Annotated in this window: 16 protein-coding genes; 5 read left to right on the plus strand and 11 right to left on the minus strand. The window is 67.5% G+C overall.

Annotation, left to right across the window (positions count from 1 at the left end):
- Positions 1-34 precede the first annotated feature (34 nt).
- Together mdoH and KGQ91_RS00750 are read right to left on the minus strand one after the other, a co-directional pair.
- On the minus strand, positions 35-2,089 hold the full coding sequence (mdoH, locus tag KGQ91_RS00745; protein ID WP_224420006.1) for a glucans biosynthesis glucosyltransferase MdoH: 2,055 nt from the start codon (positions 2,087-2,089) through the stop codon (positions 35-37).
- Complete coding sequence (locus KGQ91_RS00750) at positions 2,079-3,719, minus strand: OpgD/OpgG family glucan biosynthesis protein (protein ID WP_224420007.1); 1,641 nt, start codon at positions 3,717-3,719, stop codon at positions 2,079-2,081. The genes mdoH and KGQ91_RS00750 overlap by 11 nt, the downstream gene beginning before the upstream one ends.
- A 158-nt stretch (positions 3,720-3,877) precedes the next feature.
- Here KGQ91_RS00750 and KGQ91_RS00755 point away from each other — a divergent pair, with 158 nt between their 5' ends.
- The gene (locus tag KGQ91_RS00755; protein WP_224420008.1) at positions 3,878-5,509 is read left to right on the plus strand and encodes an alkaline phosphatase family protein; all 1,632 of its coding nucleotides are present in this window, start codon (positions 3,878-3,880) and stop codon (positions 5,507-5,509) included.
- A gap of 103 nt (positions 5,510-5,612) precedes the next feature.
- Here the strand turns inward: KGQ91_RS00755 and KGQ91_RS00760 are convergent, their stop codons facing one another.
- Positions 5,613-6,719, minus strand: a complete 1,107-nt coding sequence (locus KGQ91_RS00760; RefSeq protein ID WP_224420009.1) for an FAD-binding oxidoreductase — start codon at positions 6,717-6,719, stop codon at positions 5,613-5,615.
- Between the two features lie 374 nt (positions 6,720-7,093).
- Between KGQ91_RS00760 and KGQ91_RS00765 the strand changes: the two genes are divergently transcribed.
- Positions 7,094-8,377, plus strand: a complete 1,284-nt coding sequence (locus KGQ91_RS00765) for an aromatic ring-hydroxylating oxygenase subunit alpha (protein ID WP_224420010.1) — start codon at positions 7,094-7,096, stop codon at positions 8,375-8,377.
- A gap of 307 nt (positions 8,378-8,684) precedes the next feature.
- Entirely contained in the window at positions 8,685-10,436 is a 1,752-nt protein-coding gene (locus tag KGQ91_RS00770; protein WP_224420011.1) for a methyl-accepting chemotaxis protein, read from the plus strand.
- Positions 10,437-10,473: 37 nt separating this feature from the next.
- Here the strand turns inward: KGQ91_RS00770 and KGQ91_RS00775 are convergent, their stop codons facing one another.
- The 7 genes from KGQ91_RS00775 to dctP form a co-directional block, all read right to left on the minus strand.
- Positions 10,474-12,843 carry a putative bifunctional diguanylate cyclase/phosphodiesterase gene (locus KGQ91_RS00775; protein ID WP_224420012.1) on the minus strand — a complete coding sequence of 790 codons (2,370 nt, stop codon included), beginning with the start codon at positions 12,841-12,843 and terminating at the stop codon, positions 10,474-10,476.
- Positions 12,844-13,053: 210 nt separating this feature from the next.
- Positions 13,054-13,293, minus strand: coding sequence for a hypothetical protein (locus KGQ91_RS00780; RefSeq protein ID WP_163649234.1), 240 nt, complete (start codon positions 13,291-13,293; stop codon positions 13,054-13,056).
- A 210-nt stretch (positions 13,294-13,503) separates the two neighbouring features.
- Positions 13,504-13,893, minus strand: coding sequence for a DUF4168 domain-containing protein (locus KGQ91_RS00785; RefSeq protein WP_224416638.1), 390 nt, complete (start codon positions 13,891-13,893; stop codon positions 13,504-13,506).
- A 149-nt stretch (positions 13,894-14,042) separates the two neighbouring features.
- Positions 14,043-15,371, minus strand: coding sequence for a pyridoxal phosphate-dependent aminotransferase (locus tag KGQ91_RS00790; RefSeq protein ID WP_224420013.1), 1,329 nt, complete (start codon positions 15,369-15,371; stop codon positions 14,043-14,045).
- 41 nt (positions 15,372-15,412) lie between these two features.
- Entirely contained in the window at positions 15,413-16,318 is a 906-nt protein-coding gene (locus tag KGQ91_RS00795; RefSeq protein WP_224420014.1) for a MurR/RpiR family transcriptional regulator, read from the minus strand.
- 192 nt (positions 16,319-16,510) lie between these two features.
- Positions 16,511-18,709 carry a TRAP transporter large permease subunit gene (locus tag KGQ91_RS00800; RefSeq protein WP_224420015.1) on the minus strand — a complete coding sequence of 733 codons (2,199 nt, stop codon included), beginning with the start codon at positions 18,707-18,709 and terminating at the stop codon, positions 16,511-16,513.
- Positions 18,710-18,822: 113 nt separating this feature from the next.
- Positions 18,823-19,992, minus strand: a complete 1,170-nt coding sequence (gene dctP, locus KGQ91_RS00805) for a TRAP transporter substrate-binding protein DctP (RefSeq protein WP_163649240.1) — start codon at positions 19,990-19,992, stop codon at positions 18,823-18,825.
- A 501-nt stretch (positions 19,993-20,493) separates the two neighbouring features.
- Between dctP and KGQ91_RS00810 the strand changes: the two genes are divergently transcribed.
- Positions 20,494-21,282, plus strand: coding sequence for an EAL domain-containing protein (locus KGQ91_RS00810; RefSeq protein ID WP_224416633.1), 789 nt, complete (start codon positions 20,494-20,496; stop codon positions 21,280-21,282).
- 132 nt (positions 21,283-21,414) lie between these two features.
- Entirely contained in the window at positions 21,415-22,404 is a 990-nt protein-coding gene (locus KGQ91_RS00815; RefSeq protein ID WP_224416632.1) for a lipid A deacylase LpxR family protein, read from the plus strand.
- Positions 22,405-22,441: 37 nt separating this feature from the next.
- Here the strand turns inward: KGQ91_RS00815 and KGQ91_RS00820 are convergent, their stop codons facing one another.
- A complete protein-coding gene (locus KGQ91_RS00820) occupies positions 22,442-23,734 on the minus strand; it encodes a GGDEF domain-containing protein (RefSeq protein WP_224416631.1) in 1,293 nt (430 codons plus the stop codon).
- Between the last annotated feature and the right edge of the window lie 26 nt (positions 23,735-23,760).

The raw sequence follows: 23,760 nt of genomic DNA on the forward strand, positions 1-23,760 counted from the left end.
GTTATTTGTGGAAATTTGGCTAGACCTTAATCGCCTAAGCACTTTCAGTGGACGGCGGCTTCGCCCCGCCCAGTCCCCACCAGGCCCTGAGCGACTGAGTGGGCATCGTCTGGCGACGCTCGGTCTCGGGGAGCAACGATTCGGCGTCGACATCGGCCGTTTCGTCGTTCGGCGGATTCGCCTCGAGCTGCTCCAGCCGCGTAAGCACCCACGGTGGGTTGACCTCGGCAGGAATGCACACCAGCCCGTGACGCTGCATCCATTCGCCCGCCCGAATGCTGCTGGTATAACGCAGCAGCGGTGCCGAGGCGACCATGCCCAGCAACACCGGTGACAGCCACCAGAAGAACAGCGGTGCGAAGTAATAGCTGACGCCGCCCCAGAGCAGGCCCAGCAGGGTCATCGCCCCGGTGCGCCGCCACGCCACGCTCCACGGGATCAGCCGCCCGCCCCGCACCTGGGAGCTCCACGATACGGTCCGCCCGAGCAGCACGCTGACCACGAACCAGGCGTGGAAGGCCATCATCAGCGGCGCGATGAGGATCGAGAACACCACCTCCAGCAGGGCGCTCAGCGTCAGCCGCACGGCCCCGCCGAATTCGCGGCGCCGCTGGGCCAGCGCCACGATCACGCCCAGCAGCTTGGGCAGCAGCAGCATCAGCACGGTGATCACCAGCAGCGAGGCGATCATTGCCACCTTGGACTCCGGCCACTCCGGAAACAGCTGGTAGCCCTCGTTGAAGAAGCGCACCTTGGCCACCGCGCGCACCACCGCATCCACGGTGCTCAGCCCCAGCATGATCAGCCACAGCAGCGAGGCCATGTAGGCCAGCGCGCCGAGCAGGAAGTGCAGACGGTTGATGGGGTGCAGGCCGCGGGCGAACAGCAGGCGCAGGTGCTGCATGTTGCCCTGGCACCAGCGCCGGTCGCGCTTGGCGTAGTCGACCATGTTGCCGGGCAGTTCCTCGTAGCTGTCCTCGACCCCGGCGTGCAGACGCACCTCCCAGCCGGCGCGGCGCAGCAGTGCGGCCTCGACGAAGTCGTGACTGAGGATCTCGCCGCCCAGCGGGGCCTTGCCCGGCAGCGGCGGCAGCCCGCAATGCTCGACGAAGGCCGCGATGCGAATGATGGCATTGTGGCCCCAGTAGTTGGCGGTATCGCCCTGCCAGACGCTCTGTCCGGCCGCCAGCATGGGGCTGTAGAGCGTGGCGGCGAACTGCAGGAAGCGGCCGAACAGGGTGTTGGAGCGCGCCGGCAGCGGCACGGTCTGCAGCAGCCCCAGCCGCGGGTTGGCCTGCATGGTCGCCGCCAGGCGCACCAGGGTCTCCCCGCCCATCACGCTGTCGGCGTCGAGCACGATCATGCTCTCGTAGGCGTCGCCCCAGCGGCAGCAGAACTCCGCCAGGTTGCCGACCTTGCGGCCGATGTTGCGCTCGCGACGCCGGTAGTAGAGCGTCAGCCCGCCGGGCATGCGCTCGCTCAGCGCCGCCGCGGCGCGACGCTCGGCGTCGGCGATTTCCGAATCGGTGGTGTCGCTGAGCAGGAAGACGTCGAAGGCGTCGGCCTTGCCGGTGGCCGCCAGCGAGTGGCAGGTCGCCTCGAGCCCGGCGATCACCCGGGCCGTGTCCTCGTTGTAGACCGGCATCACCAGGGCGATGCGCCGGTTCGGGTCGAGGGTTTTCGACAGCGGCGCGGCCCGCTTGAGGGTCAGCGGGTCACGCCGGGTGATGACGACCAGAAAGCCCGCGATCGCCGACCAGAACGACATGGTCAGCCAGGCGAACATGCACACGAACAGGCCCAGGATGGCGCCTTCCAGCACCGTCAGGCCGTTGGCGCGCAGGATGTCGAACATCATGTAGGCGCCCTGCAGGCTGGTCACGATCGCCAGGGTGAAGAACACCAGCCGCCGCAGGCCCAGCATCGGCATGCGCTGGGCCGGCGGGGTCGAGCGACCGGCCGTGCTTGCTTCGGCAGGCGCGGCGGTCGACGACGAGGTCGACTCCGGCCGCTCCTGAAGCGCGACATCGGGGGACGTATCCGTGCCCTGGCTCACCCCCGGGGCACGAGGATCAGTTTCATAGGACATCGGGATTCCACAGGTAGCTCCAGGTTTCGGTCAACCGCTGACCACGCAGCGTCAGGGACAGCTGCATGTCGGCGGACGCGCCTTGCGGGTCCAGGGTGAACATGGCCCGCCAGGTGTCGCCGTCGGGCAGCGGCCGGACGCTGAGGTCGCTGACCTTGCCCTGGCTCACGTTCAGGTCGGCCTGCACCGGCTGCGAGGCGTCCAGCCCGGCCAGTTCGCCGCCGCGGAAGTCGACGATGAAGCGACGCAGGGTATGCGGCGGCGGCTCGGCCTGCCCCGGATCCGCCGCCCAGCCGTTGCGCATGCGGATCGCGCGCCCCAGCGTCTCGCCGGGCACGGTGGCGTCCCGGGTGGCGAGGCGGTAGCGATAATGGCGCGACTGACCGGCCTTGAAGGGCGTATCCGGCACCCAGTAGGAGACGATGTTGTCGTGGATGGTGCGCTCGGTGGGAATCTGGACCAGCTCGACGCCGCCCTCGCCCCAGTCGCCTTCGCGCGGCTCCACCCACAGGCTGGGGCGGCGCTGATAGGCGGCATCCAGATCCAGGTAGTGCTCGAAGTCACGATCCTGCTGCATCAGGCCGAAGCCACGAGGGTTGGTATCACGCAGCTGGGTGACGTTGAGCGACGGCGGATTGGACAGCGGCCGGCGAATCCACTGCCCGCTCGAGGTGTTCATGAGCAGGCCGTCGGAATCGTGTGCCTCGGGCCGGTAGTCGTCGAAGTCCTCCAGGCTGTTCTCGCCGTGCAGGAACATGCTGGTCAGCGGCGCGACACCGAGCTTGCCGACATCCTCGCGGGCGAACAGGCGGGCGTCGACGTCCACCACGGTCTGGCGGCCGGCATGCACGTCGAAGCGGTAGGCGCCGGTGACCGAGGGGCTGTCGAGCAGCGCCAGCAGCGTCATGGTCGAGGCGTTGGGTTCCGGACGGACCAGCCAGAAGGCCCGGAAGGCCGGATACTCCTCGCCGCCCTGGGTCGCGGTGTCCACCGCCAGCCCGCGGGCGGACAAACCGTAGCGCTGTCCGCGCCCGGCAAGCCGGAAGTAGGACGCCCCCAGGAAGACGGCGATCTCGTCCTTGTAGTCCGGCGTATTGACCGGGTAGTGCAGGCGGAAGCCGGCGAAACCCAGCTTGGCCGGGTCGATCTTTTCCACCTTCTCCTTCAGCGACGCCGACTCGCCGCGGTATTCGAACATGCCGGGGTCGAAGGCCAGATCCTCGATGCGGCCGCCCTTGAGCACGTGCATCTCGACCGGGTTGTCGTAGAGAAAGCCGGGGTGGAAGAACTGGACCTCGAAGAGCCGGTCATCCCGCCACAGGGCATGCTCGGGCCGGAAGCGAATGTCACTGTAGGTGTTGTGATCGAGCTCCTTGAGAAAGGCAGGCAACCTGGATTGCGGGGCCTGATAGTCGCCGTCGGCAAGCTTGCGGGCCCGCTCGACGACATGCTCGAACAGCGCCTGGGGTGTCCAGTCCTCGCGGGGGGACGGGTCCGGCGACGAAAGCGGAACCTGCTCGGCGGCCCTGGCCGGCGCCGAATCCGTTCCGCCAGAGGGCGTTTCCTGGGCATTGGCCACCGGCAGGCCCGCGCACGCGAGCCCCAGCGCCAGATAGTGCCACACATTCATGGGCGTTCCTCATTCCCAAAATTGACAATGCGTCCCTTCCGTTCACTGCCCACAATATAGCGGTTTGGCACTCGCTGCGCGTTCGCGCCATGATGGGCCTTCCCCATGCCGGCCGGTGGCGGTCACCGGCGAGGAGTCGTCCCCTGTCTCGAGGCCTGTTGATTCTTGTCGTCGTCGAAGGCTGGCTGCTCGCCCTGAGTCGCCTGGCCCCCGCCATGACCGGCGGCGGATGGCCGGCGCTCGAGGGGCTGTGGCTGGTCCTGGCGCTGTGCCTCGCCGGCCCCGGCCTGCGCCGGTGGCTGGCCTGGCCGGCGGCCTGCGCACTGGGGCTGGCGACGCTGCTGGCCCTGCTCGATGACCTGTCCCGACTGAGCCTGGGGCGCGCCTTCAACCCGCTGCTGGATGCCAGCCTCGTTGGCCCAGCCTACCATCTGATGGTCGATAATGTCGGTAAGTTCCTTGCGCTGCTGCTCCTGTGCGCCGCCGGGGCAGCCATCCTGGCGCTGACCTGGGGCGGGGCGCATCTGCTGGGCCGGCTTCCGACCGCGACGAGCCGGCCACGACGCGGCGCGCTCGTCGCCCTGCTCGTGCTGTCGTTGCCCGTGGCGGCGTCGGGTCACGCTGCCACCCCTCTGATGACCCTGGTCATGCGCCACTGGCAGCAGGGCGTGGAGACCCGCCAGGCCTGGGCCGCCTTCCGGCAGCAGCTCGCCGACGGCCACGCCCGCCCGGCCGCGGCGCTGCCGGGGCTGGCCGGGCGCGACGTGAGCCTGGCCTTCATCGAGTCCTACGGGGTCTCGGCCCTGTTCGACCCGCGCTATGCGCCCGTCATCGCTCCCCGGCTGGCGGCCATGCAGCGCCGCTTCGACGCCGCCGGCCTGCACGTCGCCACCTCGCGGCTGACCTCGCCGGTGCAGGGCGGCCAGTCCTGGCTGGCCCATGGCACCGTCATCAGCGGACTGTGGCTGACCAGCCAACGGCATTACGACCTATTGCTGACGCGCGAGAGCCCGACCCTGATCGACGATTTTGGCCTCACCGGGCACAAGAGCGTGGCCATCATGCCGGCGATCACCGCGCCCTGGCCGGCCGGTCGCCAACTGGGTTACGACACCCGCCTGGCCGCCCGGGACATTCCCTACCGGGGGCCGGCACTCAACTGGGTAACCATGCCCGATCAATACACATGGCGGTTCTTCGCGGACTACCGGCGCAGCCAGTCACGGCCCCTGTTCACCGAACTGGCGATGATCTCGAGCCATGCGCCCTGGACGCCGATTCTGCCGCTGCTGGATGACTGGGATGACCTGCAGGAGGGGCGGCGCTTCGACCGCTGGGCGACGGCCGGGCCGGCACCGGAAGTGCTGTGGCAGGACGCGGGGGACGTGCGTCGCCACTATATTCGCGCCATCGACTATGCCCTGGCCGCGATGGCCGGCTTCGCCGAGCGCTACCTGGGCGAGCACCAGCTGCTGATCGTGCTCGGCGATCACCAGCCGGCCCCGCTGATCACCGGCGACAAGGCCAGCCGCGACGTGCCGATCCACGTCATCAGCCGCGACGCCGCGCTGATCGCCCGCTTCGAGGCGGCGGGCTTCCGGCCCGGCCTGTGGCCGAGCGACGCGCCGGCGAGCCGGCGCCAGGATGCGCTGCGCGGCCTGCTTCACCGGCTGTTCGGTGCCCGATCCCAGCAGGGCATCGCAGTTGGCGCTGACAAGGGGCTATCGAAGTGTTGTCGCCCGGGGGCGCCCGGTGGTTTATCAACGGCTGATCCGTCGACAGGTCTATGAGGAGGCGCTGTGAACCCTTCCCTGGGCGCTACCTACGCCATCCATGGCGTAGGACCCCCTCTTCGACCTGTCCCCGGCGCCGCAGCAGTGGGTAAACTCCGCTTCAGTAATCCACCACCAGATCGCCCTTGGGGCGACTGCAGCAGGACAGGATGTAGCCCTCGGCGATGTCCTCGTCGGTGATCCCGCCGTTGTGGTCCATCTCCACCTCGCCGGACTTGAGCCCCACCCGACAGGTGCCGCAGATGCCCATGCCGCAGGCCTTGGGGATGTGCAGCCCCAGCTTGGAGGCCGCGGCATGCACCGTCTCGCCCGGCTGGATACGCACGCTCTTGCCGGTGCCGGTGAATTCCACCTGCACCATGTCGCTGTAGTCGAGATCCTCGGCTTCCGCCTCGGCCTGCTCGGCCAGCTCGCGCACGTCCTCGCGCACATCCAGCGGCGTGGCACCGAACGACTCCTGATGGTAGTGCGCCATGTCGAAGCCGTTGCTGCGCAGAATCTTCTTGACGGCGTTCATGTAGGGCGTCGGTCCGCAGCAGAAGATCTCGCGCTCGAGGTAGTCCGGCACCATCAGCTCGAGCATCGCCTGGGTCAGGAACCCCCGGTAGCCGGTCCAGGCCTCGCCGATGTCCGACTTGTTCTCGCAGACCACGTGCAGCTTGAACTCGGGCAGGCGCGAGAACATGTGCACCAGCTCGCGATGGAAGATCACGTCGCCCGGCGAGCGCGCGCTGTGGACGAACTCGACGTCAATGTTGGCATTGGTGTCGAAGAACCAGCGCGTCATCGACATCAACGGCGTGATGCCCACGCCGCCGGACAGCAGCAGCACCTTGTCGGCCGGGTGATCGATGGCGTTGAAGTCGCCCACCGGTCCGTGCACGGCGAGTTCGTCGCCGACCTTGAGGTTGTCGTGCAGCCAGTTGGACACCTTGCCGTCGGGCAGGCGCTTGACGGTGATCGAGAAGCTGTAGGGAATCGATGGTGAACTGGAGATGGTATACGAGCGCATGATCGGCTCGCCCTCGATCTCCAGCTCCAGGGTGACGAACTGCCCGGGCTTGAAGAAGAACAGCACCGGCTGCTCGGCCATGAAGCAGAAGGTTCGCACATCCAGGGTTTCCTGGATCACCTTGACGCAGCGCACCCGGTGGCGGCCGTTGGTCCAGGTCTGGGTGGTAACCGGGTTGAAGAAGTTCATTGTCATTGCTGTCTCTGCCTGCCGGATCGTGGGCTGCCGGAACCATGGCCACAAGGGCCGCGACGCCGCCCTCGACCTCGCCCCGAGGGATCGCCGTACCGCCAATTCTGGGTAGGGGCGCGCCGCGTCACTTGTCTGGCAACGACGCGCGCATGCCCATCAGGCCATGTGCCACCAGTGCCCGGGTGCCGTCACGTCGTCCTGAATGCCGGGCTGCGTCGCCTCCAGACAACCTCGTCCTCGACCGCTCCGCCACACTCGGCACAAGCCGAGGTGACAACAGGACGTCGCCCGCCGGTACCACGCCTCTCGATTTCTCGACCCACACGACCCTAATCGCCGTCCTCGGGGGAGGCCGCGATGCATGAGGATTCCACGCCATGGACCTGATAGCCCAGACTGCCTTCGACGACCCGCTGGCCAACGTCAAGGAGACCACCGCCAACCTGCTTCACGAACGCGATCGGCGTTTTTCGCTGCCCCAGGCGTTCTACAACGACCCGCGGCTGTTCGCCCTCGACATGCAGGAGATCTTTACCAAGGAATGGCTGTTCGCCGGCATGACCTGCGAGATTCCGGCCAAGGGCAATTTCCTCACCGTCGATGTCGGCGACAATTCGGTGATCATCGTCCGCGGGGCGGAAGGCCGGATTCACGCCTTCCATAACGTGTGCCGCCATCGCGGCTCCCGACTCTGCGTCAAGGACAAGGGCAAGGTGGCCAAGCTGGTCTGCCCCTACCACCAGTGGACCTACGAACTCGACGGCCGACTGCTGTTCGCCGGCACCGACATGGGCGACGACTTCGACCTTGCGAGTTACGGGCTCAAGCCGGTGCACGTGCGCAGTGCCGGCGGCTTTTTGTTCATCAGCCTCGCCGAACAGCCCCCGGCCATCGAGGACTTCCTGGCCACCCTCGAAACGTATCTCGAGCCCTACCGGATGGACGAGGTGAAGGTCGCCGCGGAATCGAGCATCGTCGAGCAGGCCAACTGGAAGCTGGTGATCGAGAACAACCGCGAGTGCTATCACTGCAACGGCGCCCATCCGGAACTGCTCAACTCGCTGCAGGAGTTCGACGACACCGACGACCCGCGTGCGACCGAGTCCTACAAGGCGCTGGTGGCGCGCAAGCAGGCCGACTGGGAGGCGGAAGCGGTGCCCTGGCGGCTCGCCCGCATCGGCAAGCGCAACCGCCTGACGCGTACCCCGCTGCTCGACGGCACGGTATCGATGACCCTGGACGGCCAGCCCGGCTGTCGCAAGCTGATGGGGCGGCTGACCAGCCCCGACATGGGCTCGCTGCGCATCCTCCACCTGCCCAACTCCTGGAACCACTTCATGGGCGATCACGCGGTGGTCTTCCGGGTCCTGCCGCTGGGGCCGCAGCGCACGCTGGTCACCACCAAGTGGCTGGTGCACAAGGATGCCGTCGAAGGCGTCGACTACCAGCCCGACGAGCTGCGCCGGGTGTGGGATGCAACCAATGACCAGGACCGCCGCCTGGCCGAGGAGAACCAGCGGGGCATCAACTCCGTGGCCTACCAGCCTGGGCCCTATTCCGAAACCTACGAGTTCGGGGTGATCGATTTCGTCGACTGGTACAGCGAGCGCATGCTGTCCAATCTCGGCCATGCCCCCGGGCTGCACCTGGCTCGCGGCTGACACTTCCCGCCGAAAGCTCCCTTCCCGTCTCGCGCACGGCATTCCGCCCGACCCCAAGGTCGGGCTTTTTTGTGGATTTCCCTTCCACACCCTAAACGATGCCGCCCCTCGGCCGATATTCCTCCGAAGGAGGTAACGATCCCGCGTCGTTACCGCCTGTTCTTGACCCCACGCGGGGCAGTCACGCCAGACAAATCAACAACAAGGCGAGATTTCCGTCACCGGCTTCTCAACGTGGTGACATGGAAACCTCTGCCGAAACCGATGCTCACAACGTAAATTCCTTGATGCAGGAGTCTCACTTGTCATGAGTCGCAATTTCCTGACCCGACGCTGGTCATCGCTCGGCCTGCAAGCCAAGGTCATGACCCTGGTTCTGGTGCCCCTGATGCTCGTCACCAGCGGCCTGGTGGCCCTCACCATCCTCGATCGCATCGAGGACAACCAGAAGACCCTGGCCGAAGAGCGCCAGATGCTCATCGACGCACGCAAGCAGTCGGTCAAGAGCGTGGTCGAGACCGCCAAGTCGGCGATCGCGCCGATCGTCGCCGAGGCCGGCGCCGACGACCAGGCCGCCATGGAGCGCGCCAAGGACATCCTGCGCCGGCTGCGCTTCGACGGTAACAACTACGTCTTCGTCTACGATTATCAGGGCACGAACCTGGTCCTGCCCCACAACCGCAAGCTGGAAGGGACCGACATGCTGGACAAGGAAGACGCCCAGGGGCACTTCCTGGTCAAGGACATGATCCAGGTCGCCAAGGACGGCGGCGGTTTCTATCAGTACCTGTGGCCCAACCCCGATACCCGACAGCCCGAGCCCAAGTACTCCTACGCCGCCGGTATCCAGAAATGGGGCTGGATGCTCGGCTCCGGGGTCTATGTCACCGAAATCGACCAGGCCATGGCGGAGATTCGTGCCACCGCCGCCGCGGAACTGCGCACGGCGATCATCCGGGTGGTCCTGCTGGGCCTGGGCATGCTGGTGATCGTGGCGCTGGTGGTCGGCTACCTGGTCCGGCGCACCGTGCGGCCGCTGCGCGAGACCGCCGAGGCCATGAAGGACATCGCCAGCGGCCGGGGCGACCTGACCCGGCGCCTGCCGGTACGCAGTGACGACGAGATCGGTGCGCTGGCGACCCAGTTCAACGCCTTCGTCAGCCGCATGCAGGAAACCCTGCGCGAGGTTCGCGCCAGCACGCGCAGCGTGAGCCAGGCCGTCGGCCACATCGCCCACAGCAGCCAGGAGCTCTCCAGCCGCACCGAACAGGCCGCCGCCAACCTGCAGCAGACGTCTTCCTCCATGGAGGAGATCACCGCCACGGTCAACCACTCCTCCGAGTCGGCCGCCCAGGCCAACCAGCTGGTGCAGTCGACCAGCCGCGTGGCGCAGGACGGCGAAAACGCCATGGGGCAGGTCGAGCAGACCATGCGCGACATCAACGAGTCGGCCGAGAAGATCAGCGAGATCATCACCATGATCGACTCGATCGCCTTCCAGACCAATATCCTGGCGCTCAACGCCTCGGTCGAGGCGGCCCGCGCCGGCGAACACGGCCGCGGCTTCGCGGTGGTCGCCGAGGAAGTCCGCTCCCTGGCCAGCCGTTCCAGCGAGGCCTCCAAGGAGATCCGCGAGCTGATCGACACCTCGACGCGGCATACGCAGACCGGTGCCGACCTGGTGCGCAACGCCGGCGAAACCATGCGCGAGATCGTCACTAGCGTGACCCGGGTTTCCGACGTCATCGCCGAGATCAGCGCCGGTGCCAAGGAGCAGAGCAGCGGCATCGGCCAGATCAACACGGCGGTCGCCGAGATGGACACCATGACCCAGCAGAATGCGTCCATGGTCCAGCAGACCTCCATGGCCGCCGCGGACATGCGCCATCAGGCCGAGCAGCTGACCCGACTCGTCAACCACTTCGTGCTTGGCGACGACACCGCGCCCGCCGCCCCCGCACTGGGCTCGACACACCGCGAACCCGCCGCCCTGCCCTCGGCCCGCGAGTCATCCCGTTCCCGAACCCAGCAGGAGGAGGACGCCTGGGAGTCCTTCTGAACCGACAGCCCGCCCTGACCGGCGGGCTGTACGCGCGTCACGATACTGCCGGCCGGCTCGCCTGCGCCGGCAGCTCGGCGAAGAAGGCCGCCCATGCCAGCGGTCGCTGGAAATAGTATCCCTGCAGGAAATCCGCCCCCATGGCGTGGAGAATCTCCACCTCCTCTTCGGTTTCCACCCCCTCGATGACCACGCCGCGCTGCAGCCGCTTCACCAGATAGAGCAGCCCGTCCATGATGCCGCGAGCCTCCCGGGCGTCGCGATCGGTCAGCCCGGCGATCAGCGAGCGGTCAATCTTGATGCTCGAGAAGGGAATCTCCTTGAGGAAGCTGATCGAGGTGTAGCCGGTGCCGAAGTCATCCAGGGCCACCCGGAACCCCGCCTGACGCAGCCGGGTGATCTCGGCGGTCAGGGTCGAGCGGTCGAGCAGCTTGACGTGCTCGGTCAACTCGAAGGAAATGCGCCCCGGGTCGATACCGTGGCGAGCGGCCAGGGCCAGCGCCGTGTCCACGAAACGCCGCGTATAGAGCTGCTTGGGCGAGATGTTCAGCGACAGGTAGTCCAGTTGCGCCAGCGCGGGCTCGTCGGCCAGCCGCGAGAGCATCGTCTCCAGCGTCCAGTCGCCGAGCTTGATGATCAGGTCGCTGGCCTCGGCGATGGGAATGAACACGCCGGGGCTGATCGGCCCGCGCTCGGCATGCTCCCAGCGCAGCAGCACCTCGCCGGCGCACCAGCCCCGGCGCTTGAGCGAGTGGATCGGCTGGATCGCGAAGCTCAGGCCTTCCCCGCCCGCCGCGAGCGCCTGTTCCAGCAGGTTGGAAAGCTCGGCGTGATACGTCTGGGCATCGAGCATGGCATCGGTGAACTCCACCAGGCTGTCCTCGCGGTCTTCCTTGGCGGCATACATGGCGGCATCGGCACACTTGAGCAGTTGCACAGCGTTCTGGGCATGCAGCGGATAATGCGCGATGCCCATCGAACAACCCAGGGTGTGCGCATTGCCGCCAACCTCAAAGGGGCGCTTGAGCGAGCGCAGCAGCAGTTCGGCGAGTTCCGGATAGGGCGTTTCCCGGCCGCAGAGCACCAGAAACTCGTCGCCGCCCATGCGCCCGGCCACCGGCTGGCGCCCCACGCTGTCACGCAGGCGCGTGGCGAAAAGACGCAGCAGCGTATCGCCCTGGGCGTGGCCGAAGGCGTCGTTGACCTCCTTGAAGCCATTGAGGTCGATGTAGACTACCGTGAACGGCTCGCCGTCCCGAATGCGCTCATCGAGCATGGCGAGCATCGCCTGGCGGTTGTAGAGGTTGGTCAGCGCATCATAGGTCGATTCGTGCCGGACGCGCCGGATCTGGCGCTGCTTGATGCGCAGGTGAACCCAGGCTCCCAGGGCACCGGCGATCAGCAACAGGCTCAGCCCGCCGATCAGCCACCCGGCCCAGCGCGGCATCAGCCCCGGCAACTCTCCCAGCACCTTGACGTCCACGCCCTCGGGCAGCCGGTTCAGCAATTGCGGTTCCAGGGAGAGCTGCTGCGGCACCGTCAGCGGAGACAGCGGATCTGCCGCCTTCGAGACACGCTGGGCCACCTGCTGGGAGAGACTCGCCACATTGATGAACGAGCCCCCCACACAGCCGAAGGGCGTCAGGTAATCCAGAGCGCAGAAGAAGTCGCCCAGCTGCCGACGAAAGTGCGCCGCCAGCGCGTCGGCGGAATGCATCGTCGACAGCTGCAGCGGCGCATCCAGCGCGACAACCGTGTAACCCGAGGCGTCGAAGTCACTCGCGTAGAGCGCGCGCCAGGTGCGGGTCGCCACCGTTTCGAAGCCCATCGCCTCCACATCGGGCATGACCTGACGCCGAAGGCGCAGACCGGCGCGGGACGCCGAGTGCACCAGCAGCAGCCGGTTGCGGCCGGCGATCTCGCGCGCCAGCTGCACGGTATCGATGACCGCCGGGCGGGTGTTGGCGAGAATCACTCCCTGATGCGCCCCGGCCTCGGCCAGTTCGGGATCGTTGACGCCGATGGCGATCGGATGGCGATCGGGAAACCAGTTCGTGTACTCCCGATAGAAGCGCAGCGCCGGGTCATCGAGCAGGATTACCCGATCGTACTGTGTCAGGCGATTGCCGTTGCTGTAGAGCGCGAAGTTCCTCAGATAACGCGCACGCGGCAGGTCCCGGGCGTCCAGGTAATGGACGCGCACCCGGTTGACCTTGCCGCGCAGGTAGTAGGTCAGGTTGCTGACCAGGCTGTCCGTCCACTCGTCGCCGTCATGATAGGACGCCAGGATCAGCACGTTGCTGACCGGGTGCGCGGTCGACACGGCCGGGGGCGGCACCCGAGCGAGCCCCGGCTTCGCCAGGGCCAGCACCGTCAGGCCGAAAACAAGAAGAAGCCCAGCTTTCATTGCGAGCCTGCGGGATCGATGCATGAGACAAGCGGCGAGGATCACCCGCCGTCTGCATGAGAGATGGCATGCCGTATGGCAAAAGCCGCGCATTATAGGCCGCTGCCACCGGCGATGCCACGCTTTCAGGGTGCGCGATATACGAGCCCTGAAATCAGGATTTCGCCGCCATCACGCATCGAACAACCGCTCCCGCTGCTGCGGCCTGCATCAGCGCAGCGCCGGCAGCATGAAGTGCTCGATGGCCTGACGCACCGACGGCAGCATCACGTCGGTGTGCGCCATGAGCTCCTCGATCAACGCCGGCAGGCCGGGCACGCCGACCTCGAGATGCTTGCGTATCGCCATTCTGGCGCAGGTTTCCGGGCAGGCATGCTCGGGCAGGCGAATGTCCAGCGCCTGCAGGCGCGAACGGAAGTCATCGCCGTCGATCAGTTCGACAATCATCATCACTGCACCCTCCCGTCGTCGGGCGCCGGCCCCGGCCGGCGCCGCATGGGCTGTCGTTTCGATACTCGCCCGTCATCGGCGGACGCGCAATGATCGATTTCATCATCCCACCGTGCCGGGGGCCGTCCCTGCCGCGGGCATAAACGACAACGGGGCGCCGAAGCGCCCCGTTGTACGTCATGACCGGGCGACGCCCGGTGCGTGTCCGGTTCAGGATTCGTTGGCCATCCCCTGGACCCGCTTCATGAGTTCGGGATCCTGCTGGATCGCCTGGCCGATGGCGTTGAAGGTCTCGACGGTCAGGCCACTGTCCTGCACGACGGACACCATCTTGTCATTGGCTTCCTTGCGGATCGCCTGCTGCTTGGACTGGTCGTCGGTGCCCTGCAGCTTTTGGGTGTATTTCTGCGAAATCGCGGCGATCTGCTGCGAGGCATCAGCGAACTGCTGCAGCTGCTCGTCGGTGAAGTCCTGCGCCGTCGGCGCGGCCTGCTGAGTCTGCTGCTGGGCCTGGCCGTTGGTATCCTGGGCCATGGCAGGGGCCGAGATCATGCCGGCCGTGAGCAGCGCCGCAGCGAACAGGGCAGTGAACTTTTGCATCTAGAACCTCCAGAATGAATGTCGCGTGTACGGACTCTGACGGCGGTGTGCCTCGCGGGTTCCTGAATTTCCTGTAACGTATTGAAAATTCAAGTTCCACCGTCTCTACATCCGTCGCCAGGGAGCGACAGGGCCGCCCCCGGATACGCTCAGCCCTGCTCGAGCCAGGCGACGAGTGCCTCGATCCCCTCGAGCAGCGAACGACTCGCCGGGTGATCGAGCACCGCACCTTCCCCATCGAGCAGGGCGGCCCCATCGAAATCAACATAGGCCAGGCGCGCCGTCAACTGGTGCGGCCGGCAGCCGAAGGCACTGCCCGGCAGCAGGGCCACGCCCGCTTCGTCGAGCAGCCGCCGGGTCAGCTCGGCGCTGGTGGTGATGCCGCGCCGGGCCAGCGACTCGCGGAAGGCCCCGAAATCCGGGAACAGATAGAAACCGCCATCCGGCGCATGCACCCGCACGCCGGCCGCGCTCAGCCGGTTCGCACAGGCCTCCCCCAGCTCCGCCAGGATCATTCGCTGGCGCGCGACATAGGCGGTCAGCGCCGAGCTCAGCGTATAGGCGGTGATCGCCGCATACTGGACGGGGCTGGTGACGCTCGACCAGGTCTCGGAAGCCAGGCCGATGAGACGCTGGAACAGCTCGTCGCCCAGCGCCGCCGGCACATGCATGACGCCCAGCCGCCAGCCGCCGGCCCCGCACCACTTGGACAGGCCGCTGGTGGTCACCGTGCCTTCCGGGTAGTCGCGGGCGAAGGCGCGATGCGCCCCGGCATGGTCGAGCATCGCGTAGATCTCGTCGGCCAGCACCAGCACCCCGTGGCGGCGGGCAACCTCGGCGAGGCGCTGCTGGCTCTCGGCATCCGGCGACAGCCCGGTGGGGTTGCCCGGCGCATTGAGGATCAGCACCTTGAGTCGCTCGGGAGCGTCGCGGCAGCAGGCGTCCAGCTGCTCGGCGGTCACCTGCCAGCGGGACTCGAAGTCGGCCTCGAGGCGCACCGCACGCTGACCGGCCAGGCGCGCCTGGGGCGCGTAGGAGACCCAGGCCGGCGCGGGAATGAGGATGTCCGCCTCCGGCAGCGACTTCATCAGGGCGAACAGCAGCAGCTTGCTCCCCGGCCCCACCACCACGCGCTGCGCCTCCCAGGCCGTCTCGTCGGTGGCCCGATGAAACGCCGCCACCTGCTCGCGCAGGGCCGCCAGCCCCTGCACGGGCAGATAGGCCTTCTCGCCGGCATGCTCGGCGAGCGCCGCCACCGCCGGCGCGAACACCGGGAACGGCGACTGGCCGAAGCCGAGCTTGTGGATGCGGCGCCCCCCCGCCTCGAGCAGGCGCGACTGCTCGTTGATCAGCAGGGTGTCCGAGGAGGGCGTTCCCGCCTCGGCCTGCCGGTAGCCGCCCTCGAGCCGCTGGGCGAGCGACGCCGACTCGGCGGGAAAGGGGTCGGGGGTGTCGTCGTGACGGATCGCGGTGGTCATCGTGGCCTCCTTGGAAGGCGCTGGGGGTAGGAATCGCCGGGTCATTCGATGGTCAGGCGGGCGATCAACGCCTCGCGGCGGCGGATCGCCGCCACCGCCTCGCTGCCCATTTCCCGGGCCAGGCGGGACAGCAGCAGTTCCACCAGCAGGAACAGGCTGCTCATGGGATTGAAGAAGAACGGCCCCTCGGCGGGCGCCGTGAGGGTGCAGTCGGTCAGCCGCGCCAGCTGGGAGCGGGCATGATTGGTCAGGGCGATCAGCCCCGCGCCCTGCTCCACCGCCAGGCGGCAATAGTCCACGCTGATGCGCGTCTCGGGGCGGAAGGCGATGCCGATCACCAGATCGCCGGCGTCCAGATGCAGGGCCTGTTCGACGGTGACGCCGGCCCGGGACGACACCAGCTGCACGTCGCGACGCAGGTAGTCGAGGTAGTAGGCCAGGTAGTGCGCGGCGCCGTAGCTGGCCCGCAGCCCCACCACATGCACGCGGCGCGCGCTCCGGATGCGCTCGACGGCGCGCTCGAGGCACGCCGCGTCGAGCCCGCTCACGGCCGCGGACAGGTTGGCCATCTCCTGCTGCCAGAGTGCCTGATCCGGAAAGGCGCCAGGCTCCGCCGCGGGCGTCTCGCCGAAGTCCAGCAGGCGCTCGGCGCGGGTGGAGTAGAAGGTGCTGCCGGTGAGGTCGCGGCGGAACAGCGCCTGGAAGGCCTTGAAGCCGGAGAACCCCAGGGCCTGCGACAGGCGCGTCAGCATCGAGGCATTGGCGCGATGACGCTCGGCCAGCTGCGAGATGGTCGACACCCCCACCTGTTCCGGCTCGGCCACCAGCGACTCGAGCAGCGCCAGCGCCCTGGGCGACAGGCGCGGCAAGGCCGCATCGCCCTCGCGCAGCCGGGGCAGCCACGCCTGCAGCGTATCGAAGTCGGCGGGGGCCGCGTCCTGTTTCATGGTCATGCCTCTTGCCCGTTCATGGCCTCAGGCTAGGATGACCACCGGCGATTTGCAAATAAATTTGCATAGTGAAAATAAATTATCAGCCCCGGCCGCCGGCCCTCCCCTGCTCGCCGCCAATGAAAACGGGCGCCCGCAGGCGCCCGTGTCGTGAGCCGGTTTCTCCGTCGGACGACGGGAAGGTCACGATCAGCCGTAGACCATGTCCGGCAGCCAGGTGATCAGCGCCGGGAACACGATCACCAGGAACAGCCCCAGCGCCTGGATGCCCAGGAACGGCAGCGACGAGCGGAAGATCTGCGCCATGGTGATGTGCGGCGGACAGACCCCCTTGATGTAGAACAGCGCATAGCCGAACGGCGGGCTCAGGAACGACATCTGCATGTTGACCAGATAGATGACGCCGAACCACAGCGAGACATCGGCAGCCGAGACCCCGGGCAGGCCGAACAGCCCGTCGAACTCCAGCGGCTGGATCAGCGGCACGAAGATCGGCACCGCCAGCAGCAGGATGCCCACCCAGTCGAGGAACATGCCCAGCGCGATCAGCAGCAGCATCATGATCGCCAGCACGCCGTAGGGCCCCAGCCCGGCGCCCGAGATCAGCTCCTGCACGAAGCTCTGGCCGCCCTGGAGGATGTAGAAGCCGACGAAGATGGTCGCGCCGAAGATGATCCACATCACCATCGCCGTGGCCACCAGCGTGGTCATGCACGCCGCATGCAGGTTGGGCCAGGTCAGCCGGCCGTGCATGGCGGCCACCACCATGGCGCCGAAGGTGCCGATGCCGGCCGCCTCGACCGGCGTGGCCAGGCCGGTGAAGATCACCCCCAGCACCACGACGACCAGGGTGATCGGCGCCAGCATGTTGCGCAGCAGACGCAGCTTCTCCTTCATGCTGACCCGGTCCTCGGGCGGCAGGGGCGGCGCGGTGCGCGGGTTGAGCTTGCCGCGGAACCACACGTAGAAGGCATACATGCCGGCCAGCATCAACCCGGGAATCAGCGACCCCAGGTACAGCTCGCCCACCGACTGCTGGGCCACCACGCCGTAGATGATCGCCAGGATCGACGGCGGAATCAGGATGCCCAGCGTGCCCCCGGCCATGATCGAGCCCAGGGCGATTTCCGGGTCGTAATGGCGCTTGAGCATCGCCGGCAGTGCGATCAGGCCCATGGTCACCACCGCCGCACCGATCACGCCGACCATCGCCGCGAGCAGCGTGGAGGCGACGATAGTAGCGATCGCCAGGCCCGCCTTCAGCCCGCCCATCCACTTGTAGACGACGTCGAACAGCTCCTCGATCAGGCCGGCCTTCTCGAGCACCGCCGCCATGAAGATGAACAGCGGGATCGCCGAGAGCTGGTAGTTGGTCATCATCGGGAAGATGCGCGAGGGCATCATGTTGAGCATGAACTGGTCGCCGACCAGGTAGAGGAAGATCACCCCCAGGCCGCCGGTGACGAAGGCCAGCGGCAGCCCCGCCATCAGCACGATCATCAGCGAGCCGAACATCAGGGCGGTCAGCGCGCCGATGCCCACGTTGGCCAGGCTGTGCTCGACGCTCAGGGCGAAGGGCTGATAGTCGTTGACCACGATGTTGACGATCTCGAACAGCGTGATCGCCCCCAGCACGATGGCCAGGATCACCAGGAACCAGGCGAAGGGCACGTTGCCGTCGCGGGCCGGCAGGGCGTGACGAAACGACTGATAGTCGCGGATCAGCTGTGCCAGGCCCTGCAGCAGCAGCAGCAGCGCCCCGAGGAACAGCGTGAACTTGATCGGGTAGTACTGGATCGCCCACTCGGTGAACGACACCTCGTTGGCGTAGCCGCTGGCGAAGAACACGCCGTTCTGGTCCATCGACTGCGAGAAGAAGGTCCAGCCGGTGGTCAGCAGCGCCAGCGCGAAGACGAAGAAGAAGATCGAGGTCATCAGGTCCAGCGCCGCCTTGGTCAACGGGCGGCCCCGGGTGTAGAGGATGTCGACCCGCACGTGCCCGCCCTCGCGCAGCGCATAGGCGCCCGCCAGCAGGTACTGCATGCCGAACATCAGGAACATCGACTCGTGGACCCAGTTGGTCGGCGAGTTCAGGGCATAGCGGACGAACACCTCGTAGCAGTAGGCGAACGGCGCGATCAGGGCCCAGTAGGCCACGTAGCGTCCCGAGAACCCGGAAATCCTGTCGATGACTCGCGTCAGGCCGTTGCCCGGCGGATGAAAGGCGCCCTCGTGTGACGATACCGGCACCTCGCCGGCCGTCGACCCGCTGACCCGCCCGCCACGCCGGAAACTGCGGTCGACCAGGAACATCACCACCAGCGGCAGGAGCAGCAGCACCGCCCAGTACAGCCAGTGCGGCAGCACGAAATTGACTTCTAGGTTCATTGCACCTCTCCCGTCAGCGCGGCCGGGAAGCCGCGACGGTGCCAAGCATTCATGTCGTCAGAGTGCCCCGCCGCCGGCGCTGCCGGGGCGGGGAGAGTCCGGCAGGCGCCGGGTCAGGCGTCCAGCGAGTAGTCCTTGATGTCCTCGTCGGTCACCAGGGCCACCGCCGGGTCCTGCATGGTCTTCAGGTGGGCGCGGAACAGCTTGGCGGCGTCCGGGTCCTTGTTGGCCCACTTGAACCACAGCGGGATCGCCGCCTTGCGGAAGCGGTCGGCGTCGTCCTCGGAGAGGTGGATGATCTCCACGCCCTTCTCGCGGTACTTGGGCCAGGCCTCGGCGTTGGCCTTCTGGATCGCCGCGTAGTGATCGCGGGAATAGGCCGAGACCAGCTCGTGCATGAGGTCCTGGGTCTGCGGCGACATGCGCTCGTAGACGCGCCGGTTGACGGCGATGTCCATCAGGTCGACGGCCTGGTGCAGGCAGGGCGTGGAGGGCGGGCCCATGATGATGTACTTGGCCACCTGCCAGAAGCCCAGCTCGTAGTTGACCGCCGCGCCGGTATAGTCGGCCGCGTCGATGGTGCCCTTCTCCAGCGCCGGGTACACCTCGGAGCCGGGCAGCAGCGTGGTCCGCGCGCCGATCGAGGCGAAGGTCTCGGCGACGATCCCGCCGGGCATGCGCAGCTTGATGCCCTTGAAGTCGTCGAAGCTTCTCAGCGGCACCTTGGAATGGATCAGGTTGAGGTCGTGGTGGACGTAGCCCAGCAGTTCCTGGCCCTGCTTGTGATAGAGATCCTTGGCAATGCCGAAGCCGCCGTAGGCACCGAACATCATGTCCCACTGGTGCGGCATCGACAGCCCCATCGGATAGGCGGTCAGGAACACCCCGGCGGGCATCTTGCCGGGCCAGTAGACGGTGAACCAGTTCTGGCCGTCGAGCACGCCGTTGCGCACCGCATCGGCGACCTCGAAGGCCCCGGCCACCGCGCCGGCCGGGAAGGGCTTGATGGTCACCTCTCCGCCCGTCAGCTCCTGGACGCTGTTGGCCCAGGTCTCGAAGGTCTTGTACCCGGTCGTCCCCGGCTGCCAGGAGGACTGCATACGGATCTGGATGCCCTGCTGGGCCTGGACGTTGCCGACCCAGGGGGCCGCGACGGCGGCGGCGGAGCCCACGGCGGCGCCCTTGAGGAAGCGGCGCCGCGTGGTGGATTGCGACACCGTCGCGCTCAGGTTATCGGTCGCTTGAGCATCGGTGGCAGGCGTCTTGGGCGTTTTGTCTTGCATGGCAAGGTCTCCTGGGAATCAGGCCACCCTGGCGGATGCAGGGTGATGTGGCTTGTTGTTCTACCCGTTCTGCCTGACGCGGCAGTACGTCCCGCTGTTCACAGTAGCCGAGTTGCGTTGGCTGACCACTGGCGTCGTCAACGCTTACGGCCACCCCCGATGCCGCCCGACACCCGCCAACGGGCCGCCGGCCACGCCCCGTGCGGCCCGCTGTGGTCATACCAGTTATCCAGCCAATTCAACCTTTTAGACCAAAGCACGACCTTCCGCGGCCGCTTCTGTGCCCGGCCCGGGGCCCCGCGAGAGAGAGCCATGAACGCCACCGGGGCATTTCCCGCCCTTGCGGGCCGGCTTTCCTGCCGACTCGGCCACCGCCGGGCACGCCCCGTCGGCAGGCCGGGGTATACTGCCGGGTAGCCGATCCGCCACCATCCACCCTTGCAAAAGCACAAGACGAGCGGCCGTTCGAAGCCGCCTTCGCATTTACCAGGGAGCGTTATCATGACCCACTGTGCACGCGTCGACGGCCACTGCGGGCGCTGCGACCAGCCCTTGCCCTTCGACTTCACCATGGCCTTTCAGCCCATCGTCGACGTCGACGAACGCCGTGTCGTGGCCCACGAGGCCCTGGTCCGCGGTACCGGGGGCGAATCGGCCTGGCACGTCCTGCAGCGAGTGGACGACGACCTGCTCTACCGCTTCGACCAGGCCTGCCGCGTCAAGGCGATCGAGCTGGCCAGCCGCCTCGAGATGCCCGTCATGCTGTCGATCAACTTTCTGCCCAACGCCGTCTACGAGCCGGCGGCCTGCATCCAGGCGACGATGGACGCCGCCCGGCGCCACGCCTGGCCGACCGAGCGGATCAACTTCGAGATCGTCGAGAGCGAAGCCGTCACCGATCGCCGGCACCTCAAGCGCATCGTCGACCACTACCACCAGATGGGCTTCTCCACGGCCCTGGACGACTTCGGCGCGGGTTACGCCAATCTCGACCTGCTCACCGAGCTGCATCCCGACACCCTCAAGCTCGACCGTCAGCTGGTGATGGGGATCGACAGCCATCCGCGCCGCCAGATGCTGGTCGAGACGCTGGTCGCCCTCGCCGACCGGCTCGGTTGCCGGCTGATCGCCGAGGGCGTGGAAACCCCGGCCGAGTCACGCTGGCTCTATCGGGCGGGGATTGCCCGCCAGCAGGGCTACTACTTCGCCCGGCCGGCGGTGGAAGCCCTGCCGAGCGTACCGCCCGAGCGCTTCAGCGAGGTTCACGGCGACGGACGACCGGCGGGGTGACCGGCGGCCGGGCGGCAAGGCAGCGCAAAACAATGAGCGTTTATATAATTATCAGGCTATGGTATTTTGGCGCGACGAGACCCCGCGCTGTCGCGGGTTCAGGGATTCGACTCGAGAACACATCGCCATACCATGCCCATGTCACGCTACGTCACGCCGCTCGCCCTGCTGTGTACCGGCCTGCTCGCCTCGCCGTTCGCCGCCGCGACCGACCTCTATTCGCTCAAGGTCAGCAACGACCTGTTCTCGTCCAGCGAGGATGGCCACTACTCCAGCGGAGTCGAGCTCAGCCGCACCACCCTGCCCGAGGCCGACCACTGGTCGCGGCGCTTCGCCGACTGGCTGCCCGGCTGGCAGGCCGACGATGTCGATGCCGTCAGCTATCACCTGGCGCATCAGATCTACACTCCCAACGACATCAGGCGCCGCCATCCACGCGGCGACGATCGCCCCTATGCCGGGGTGCTGCTCGGCGGGGTCTCGTTCTTCGCCGATGAGGAACACGATGGCTGGCGCGAGGCCTCGATGCTCGACCTGCAGCTCGGCTGGGTGGGCCCCGCCGCGGGCGGCGCCGTGCTGCAGGACCGCGTCCACAAGATGACCGGCAGCGACGACCCCAGGGGCTGGAGCCACCAGCTCGACAACGAGCCGCTGCTCGGGGTCGCCGGCAACAAGGCCTGGTGGTGGCAGGACCGGCTGGCCGGGCTGGAGTGGGAGTACGGTCCCAGCACCTCTTTTCAGGTCGGCAACCTCTACGACTACGTGGGCGGCGGTGGGGCGATTCGCTTCGGCGAGGGTCTCGACAAGAGCTTCGGTATCCCCAGCGTCGCCCCGGCCCTGGGCGGACGCCAGGGCTTCCGGGCCGGTGGCGGCTTCGGCTGGTACGGTTTCCTCGGGGTCGAGGGGCGCTACATGGCCCACAACCTGCTGCTCGACGGCAACTCCTTCAAGGACAGCCCCAGCGTCGACCGGCGCGAATGGGTGGGCGACCTGAGCGCCGGCGCCGTCATCAGCTGGGACAACTGGCAGATCGCCTTCACCAGCGTCTGGCGTACCCGCGAATTCGAGAGCCAGGACAGCGCCGACCACTTCGGCTCGATCACCCTGTCGAAATGGCTGTAGCGACCGGCGTCTGCCGGCGAGGCGGATCGTCGCGAACCTAGCCGATCCCGACCCGGCCGCGGCCGGCCTGCTTGCCGCGATACAGGGCCCGATCGGCGGCGGCGATCAGTGCCTCGGCGCTCGCCTCGCCACCGCGGCTCGCGGCGACGCCGAGGGTCAGGGTAGGACGCCGGGGATCGCTCCGTGCCGACTGGATGACCCGCTCGCAGAGACGCTCGGCGATCTGGCGGGCCTCCTCGTGGCCGGCGCCGGGCAGCACCGCGAGGAATTCGTCGCCGGCGTAGCGCCCCACCTGGTCATCGCCACGCAGCTGGCTGCTCAGGACCTGCGCCACCCAGTTCAACGCCTGATCCCCCGCCGCATGGCCGTACTGATCATTGATGGTCTTGAAACGGTCGACGTCGATCATCAGCACGCCCACGCTCCCCTGGGTGGCGGCACTCGCGGCCAGGGCCGCCTCGAGTGCCGCCAGGATTCCCCGGCGATTGGGCAGGCCGGTGAGCGCATCCTGGTTGGCGGCATCCTCGGTGACCCGCTTCCAGGCCACGAAGTGACGAGCCATGGCATTCAGGTAGCCGGCCACGGCCCCCAGCTCGTCGCCGGCGTCCGTGTCGGCGCGCGCCGTGAGATCGCCCGCGCCGAGCCGCTGAACGGTCCGCCCCAGGGCACGCACCGGGCGAACGATGGAGTGGACGATCAGCACGAGCCCCGCGGTCGCGATCAGCAGTGTCACTCCCCAGGCACCGACCAGCCACTCGAGCTGGCGCTGCTGGGTCTGGACGGCCCGCGCCGCCCGTCGCTTGATGGCCGTCGACAGATGGGTCTGGACCTGCTGCAGATCACCGATGGCGGACGCGAGCCGCCGGCGGACACTGGCAAAGCCCGGCGTGTCACCGGCCAGGTGCAGGGGACGGGCCTGCTCGACCAGCCCCTCGATGGCCGGCCGGGCCGACTGCCAGGCGGAACGTGCCCGGGCAACACTCTGCGGCGGCAGGTCGCGATCGGATGCGGTGCCGGCGAGCTGCGAGAACAGCCGGTCGATGGCCCCGGTCAGGCCCCCGTAGTCGGGCACGGACTCGCCGGTCTCCGCCGCCAGGACATCGGTCAGGGCGCGCTGCAGGTCGTACTCGAGGGTGGCCAGCGGCACCAGCAGCGTCACCGCCTCCTCCACGGAGCGATGCAGTCGGGCCTCCTGACGCTCGAGCACCAGCACGCTGACGACGATCAGCACCGTCATCGGCACCACCAGCACCGCCACCGCCAGCGCCAGCCGTTTTCCCACCGAGAGCCGCCGCAGCAGCGACTCGACCTTGCACAATGTTCGCTTCATGGATCTCGCGGACTCGCTTCTTGCCA

Origin of the sequence: Modicisalibacter tunisiensis (genome assembly GCF_020148005.1) — a bacterium.
In the GTDB taxonomy this organism is placed as follows: domain Bacteria; phylum Pseudomonadota; class Gammaproteobacteria; order Pseudomonadales; family Halomonadaceae; genus Modicisalibacter; species Modicisalibacter tunisiensis.

Excerpts from the sequence above, each read along its gene's own strand:
- KGQ91_RS00760 (WP_224420009.1), bottom strand. The coding sequence starts at position 6,719 with ATGACAATGAACTTCTTCAACCCGGTTACCACCCAGACCTGGACCAAC.
- KGQ91_RS00815 (WP_224416632.1), top strand. The coding sequence starts at position 21,415 with ATGCCCATGTCACGCTACGTCACGCCGCTCGCCCTGCTGTGTACCGGC.
- KGQ91_RS00750 (WP_224420007.1), bottom strand. The coding sequence starts at position 3,719 with ATGAATGTGTGGCACTATCTGGCGCTGGGGCTCGCGTGCGCGGGCCTG.
- KGQ91_RS00785 (WP_224416638.1), bottom strand. The coding sequence starts at position 13,893 with ATGCAAAAGTTCACTGCCCTGTTCGCTGCGGCGCTGCTCACGGCCGGC.
- KGQ91_RS00820 (WP_224416631.1), bottom strand. The coding sequence starts at position 23,734 with ATGAAGCGAACATTGTGCAAGGTCGAGTCGCTGCTGCGGCGGCTCTCG.
- mdoH (WP_224420006.1), bottom strand. The coding sequence starts at position 2,089 with ATGTCCTATGAAACTGATCCTCGTGCCCCGGGGGTGAGCCAGGGCACG.
- KGQ91_RS00795 (WP_224420014.1), bottom strand. The coding sequence starts at position 16,318 with ATGAAACAGGACGCGGCCCCCGCCGACTTCGATACGCTGCAGGCGTGG.
- KGQ91_RS00810 (WP_224416633.1), top strand. The coding sequence starts at position 20,494 with ATGACCCACTGTGCACGCGTCGACGGCCACTGCGGGCGCTGCGACCAG.
- KGQ91_RS00800 (WP_224420015.1), bottom strand. The coding sequence starts at position 18,709 with ATGAACCTAGAAGTCAATTTCGTGCTGCCGCACTGGCTGTACTGGGCG.
- KGQ91_RS00765 (WP_224420010.1), top strand. The coding sequence starts at position 7,094 with ATGGACCTGATAGCCCAGACTGCCTTCGACGACCCGCTGGCCAACGTC.
- KGQ91_RS00770 (WP_224420011.1), top strand. The coding sequence starts at position 8,685 with ATGAGTCGCAATTTCCTGACCCGACGCTGGTCATCGCTCGGCCTGCAA.
- KGQ91_RS00790 (WP_224420013.1), bottom strand. The coding sequence starts at position 15,371 with ATGACCACCGCGATCCGTCACGACGACACCCCCGACCCCTTTCCCGCC.
- KGQ91_RS00775 (WP_224420012.1), bottom strand. The coding sequence starts at position 12,843 with ATGAAAGCTGGGCTTCTTCTTGTTTTCGGCCTGACGGTGCTGGCCCTG.
- KGQ91_RS00780 (WP_163649234.1), bottom strand. The coding sequence starts at position 13,293 with ATGATGATTGTCGAACTGATCGACGGCGATGACTTCCGTTCGCGCCTG.
- dctP (WP_163649240.1), bottom strand. The coding sequence starts at position 19,992 with ATGCAAGACAAAACGCCCAAGACGCCTGCCACCGATGCTCAAGCGACC.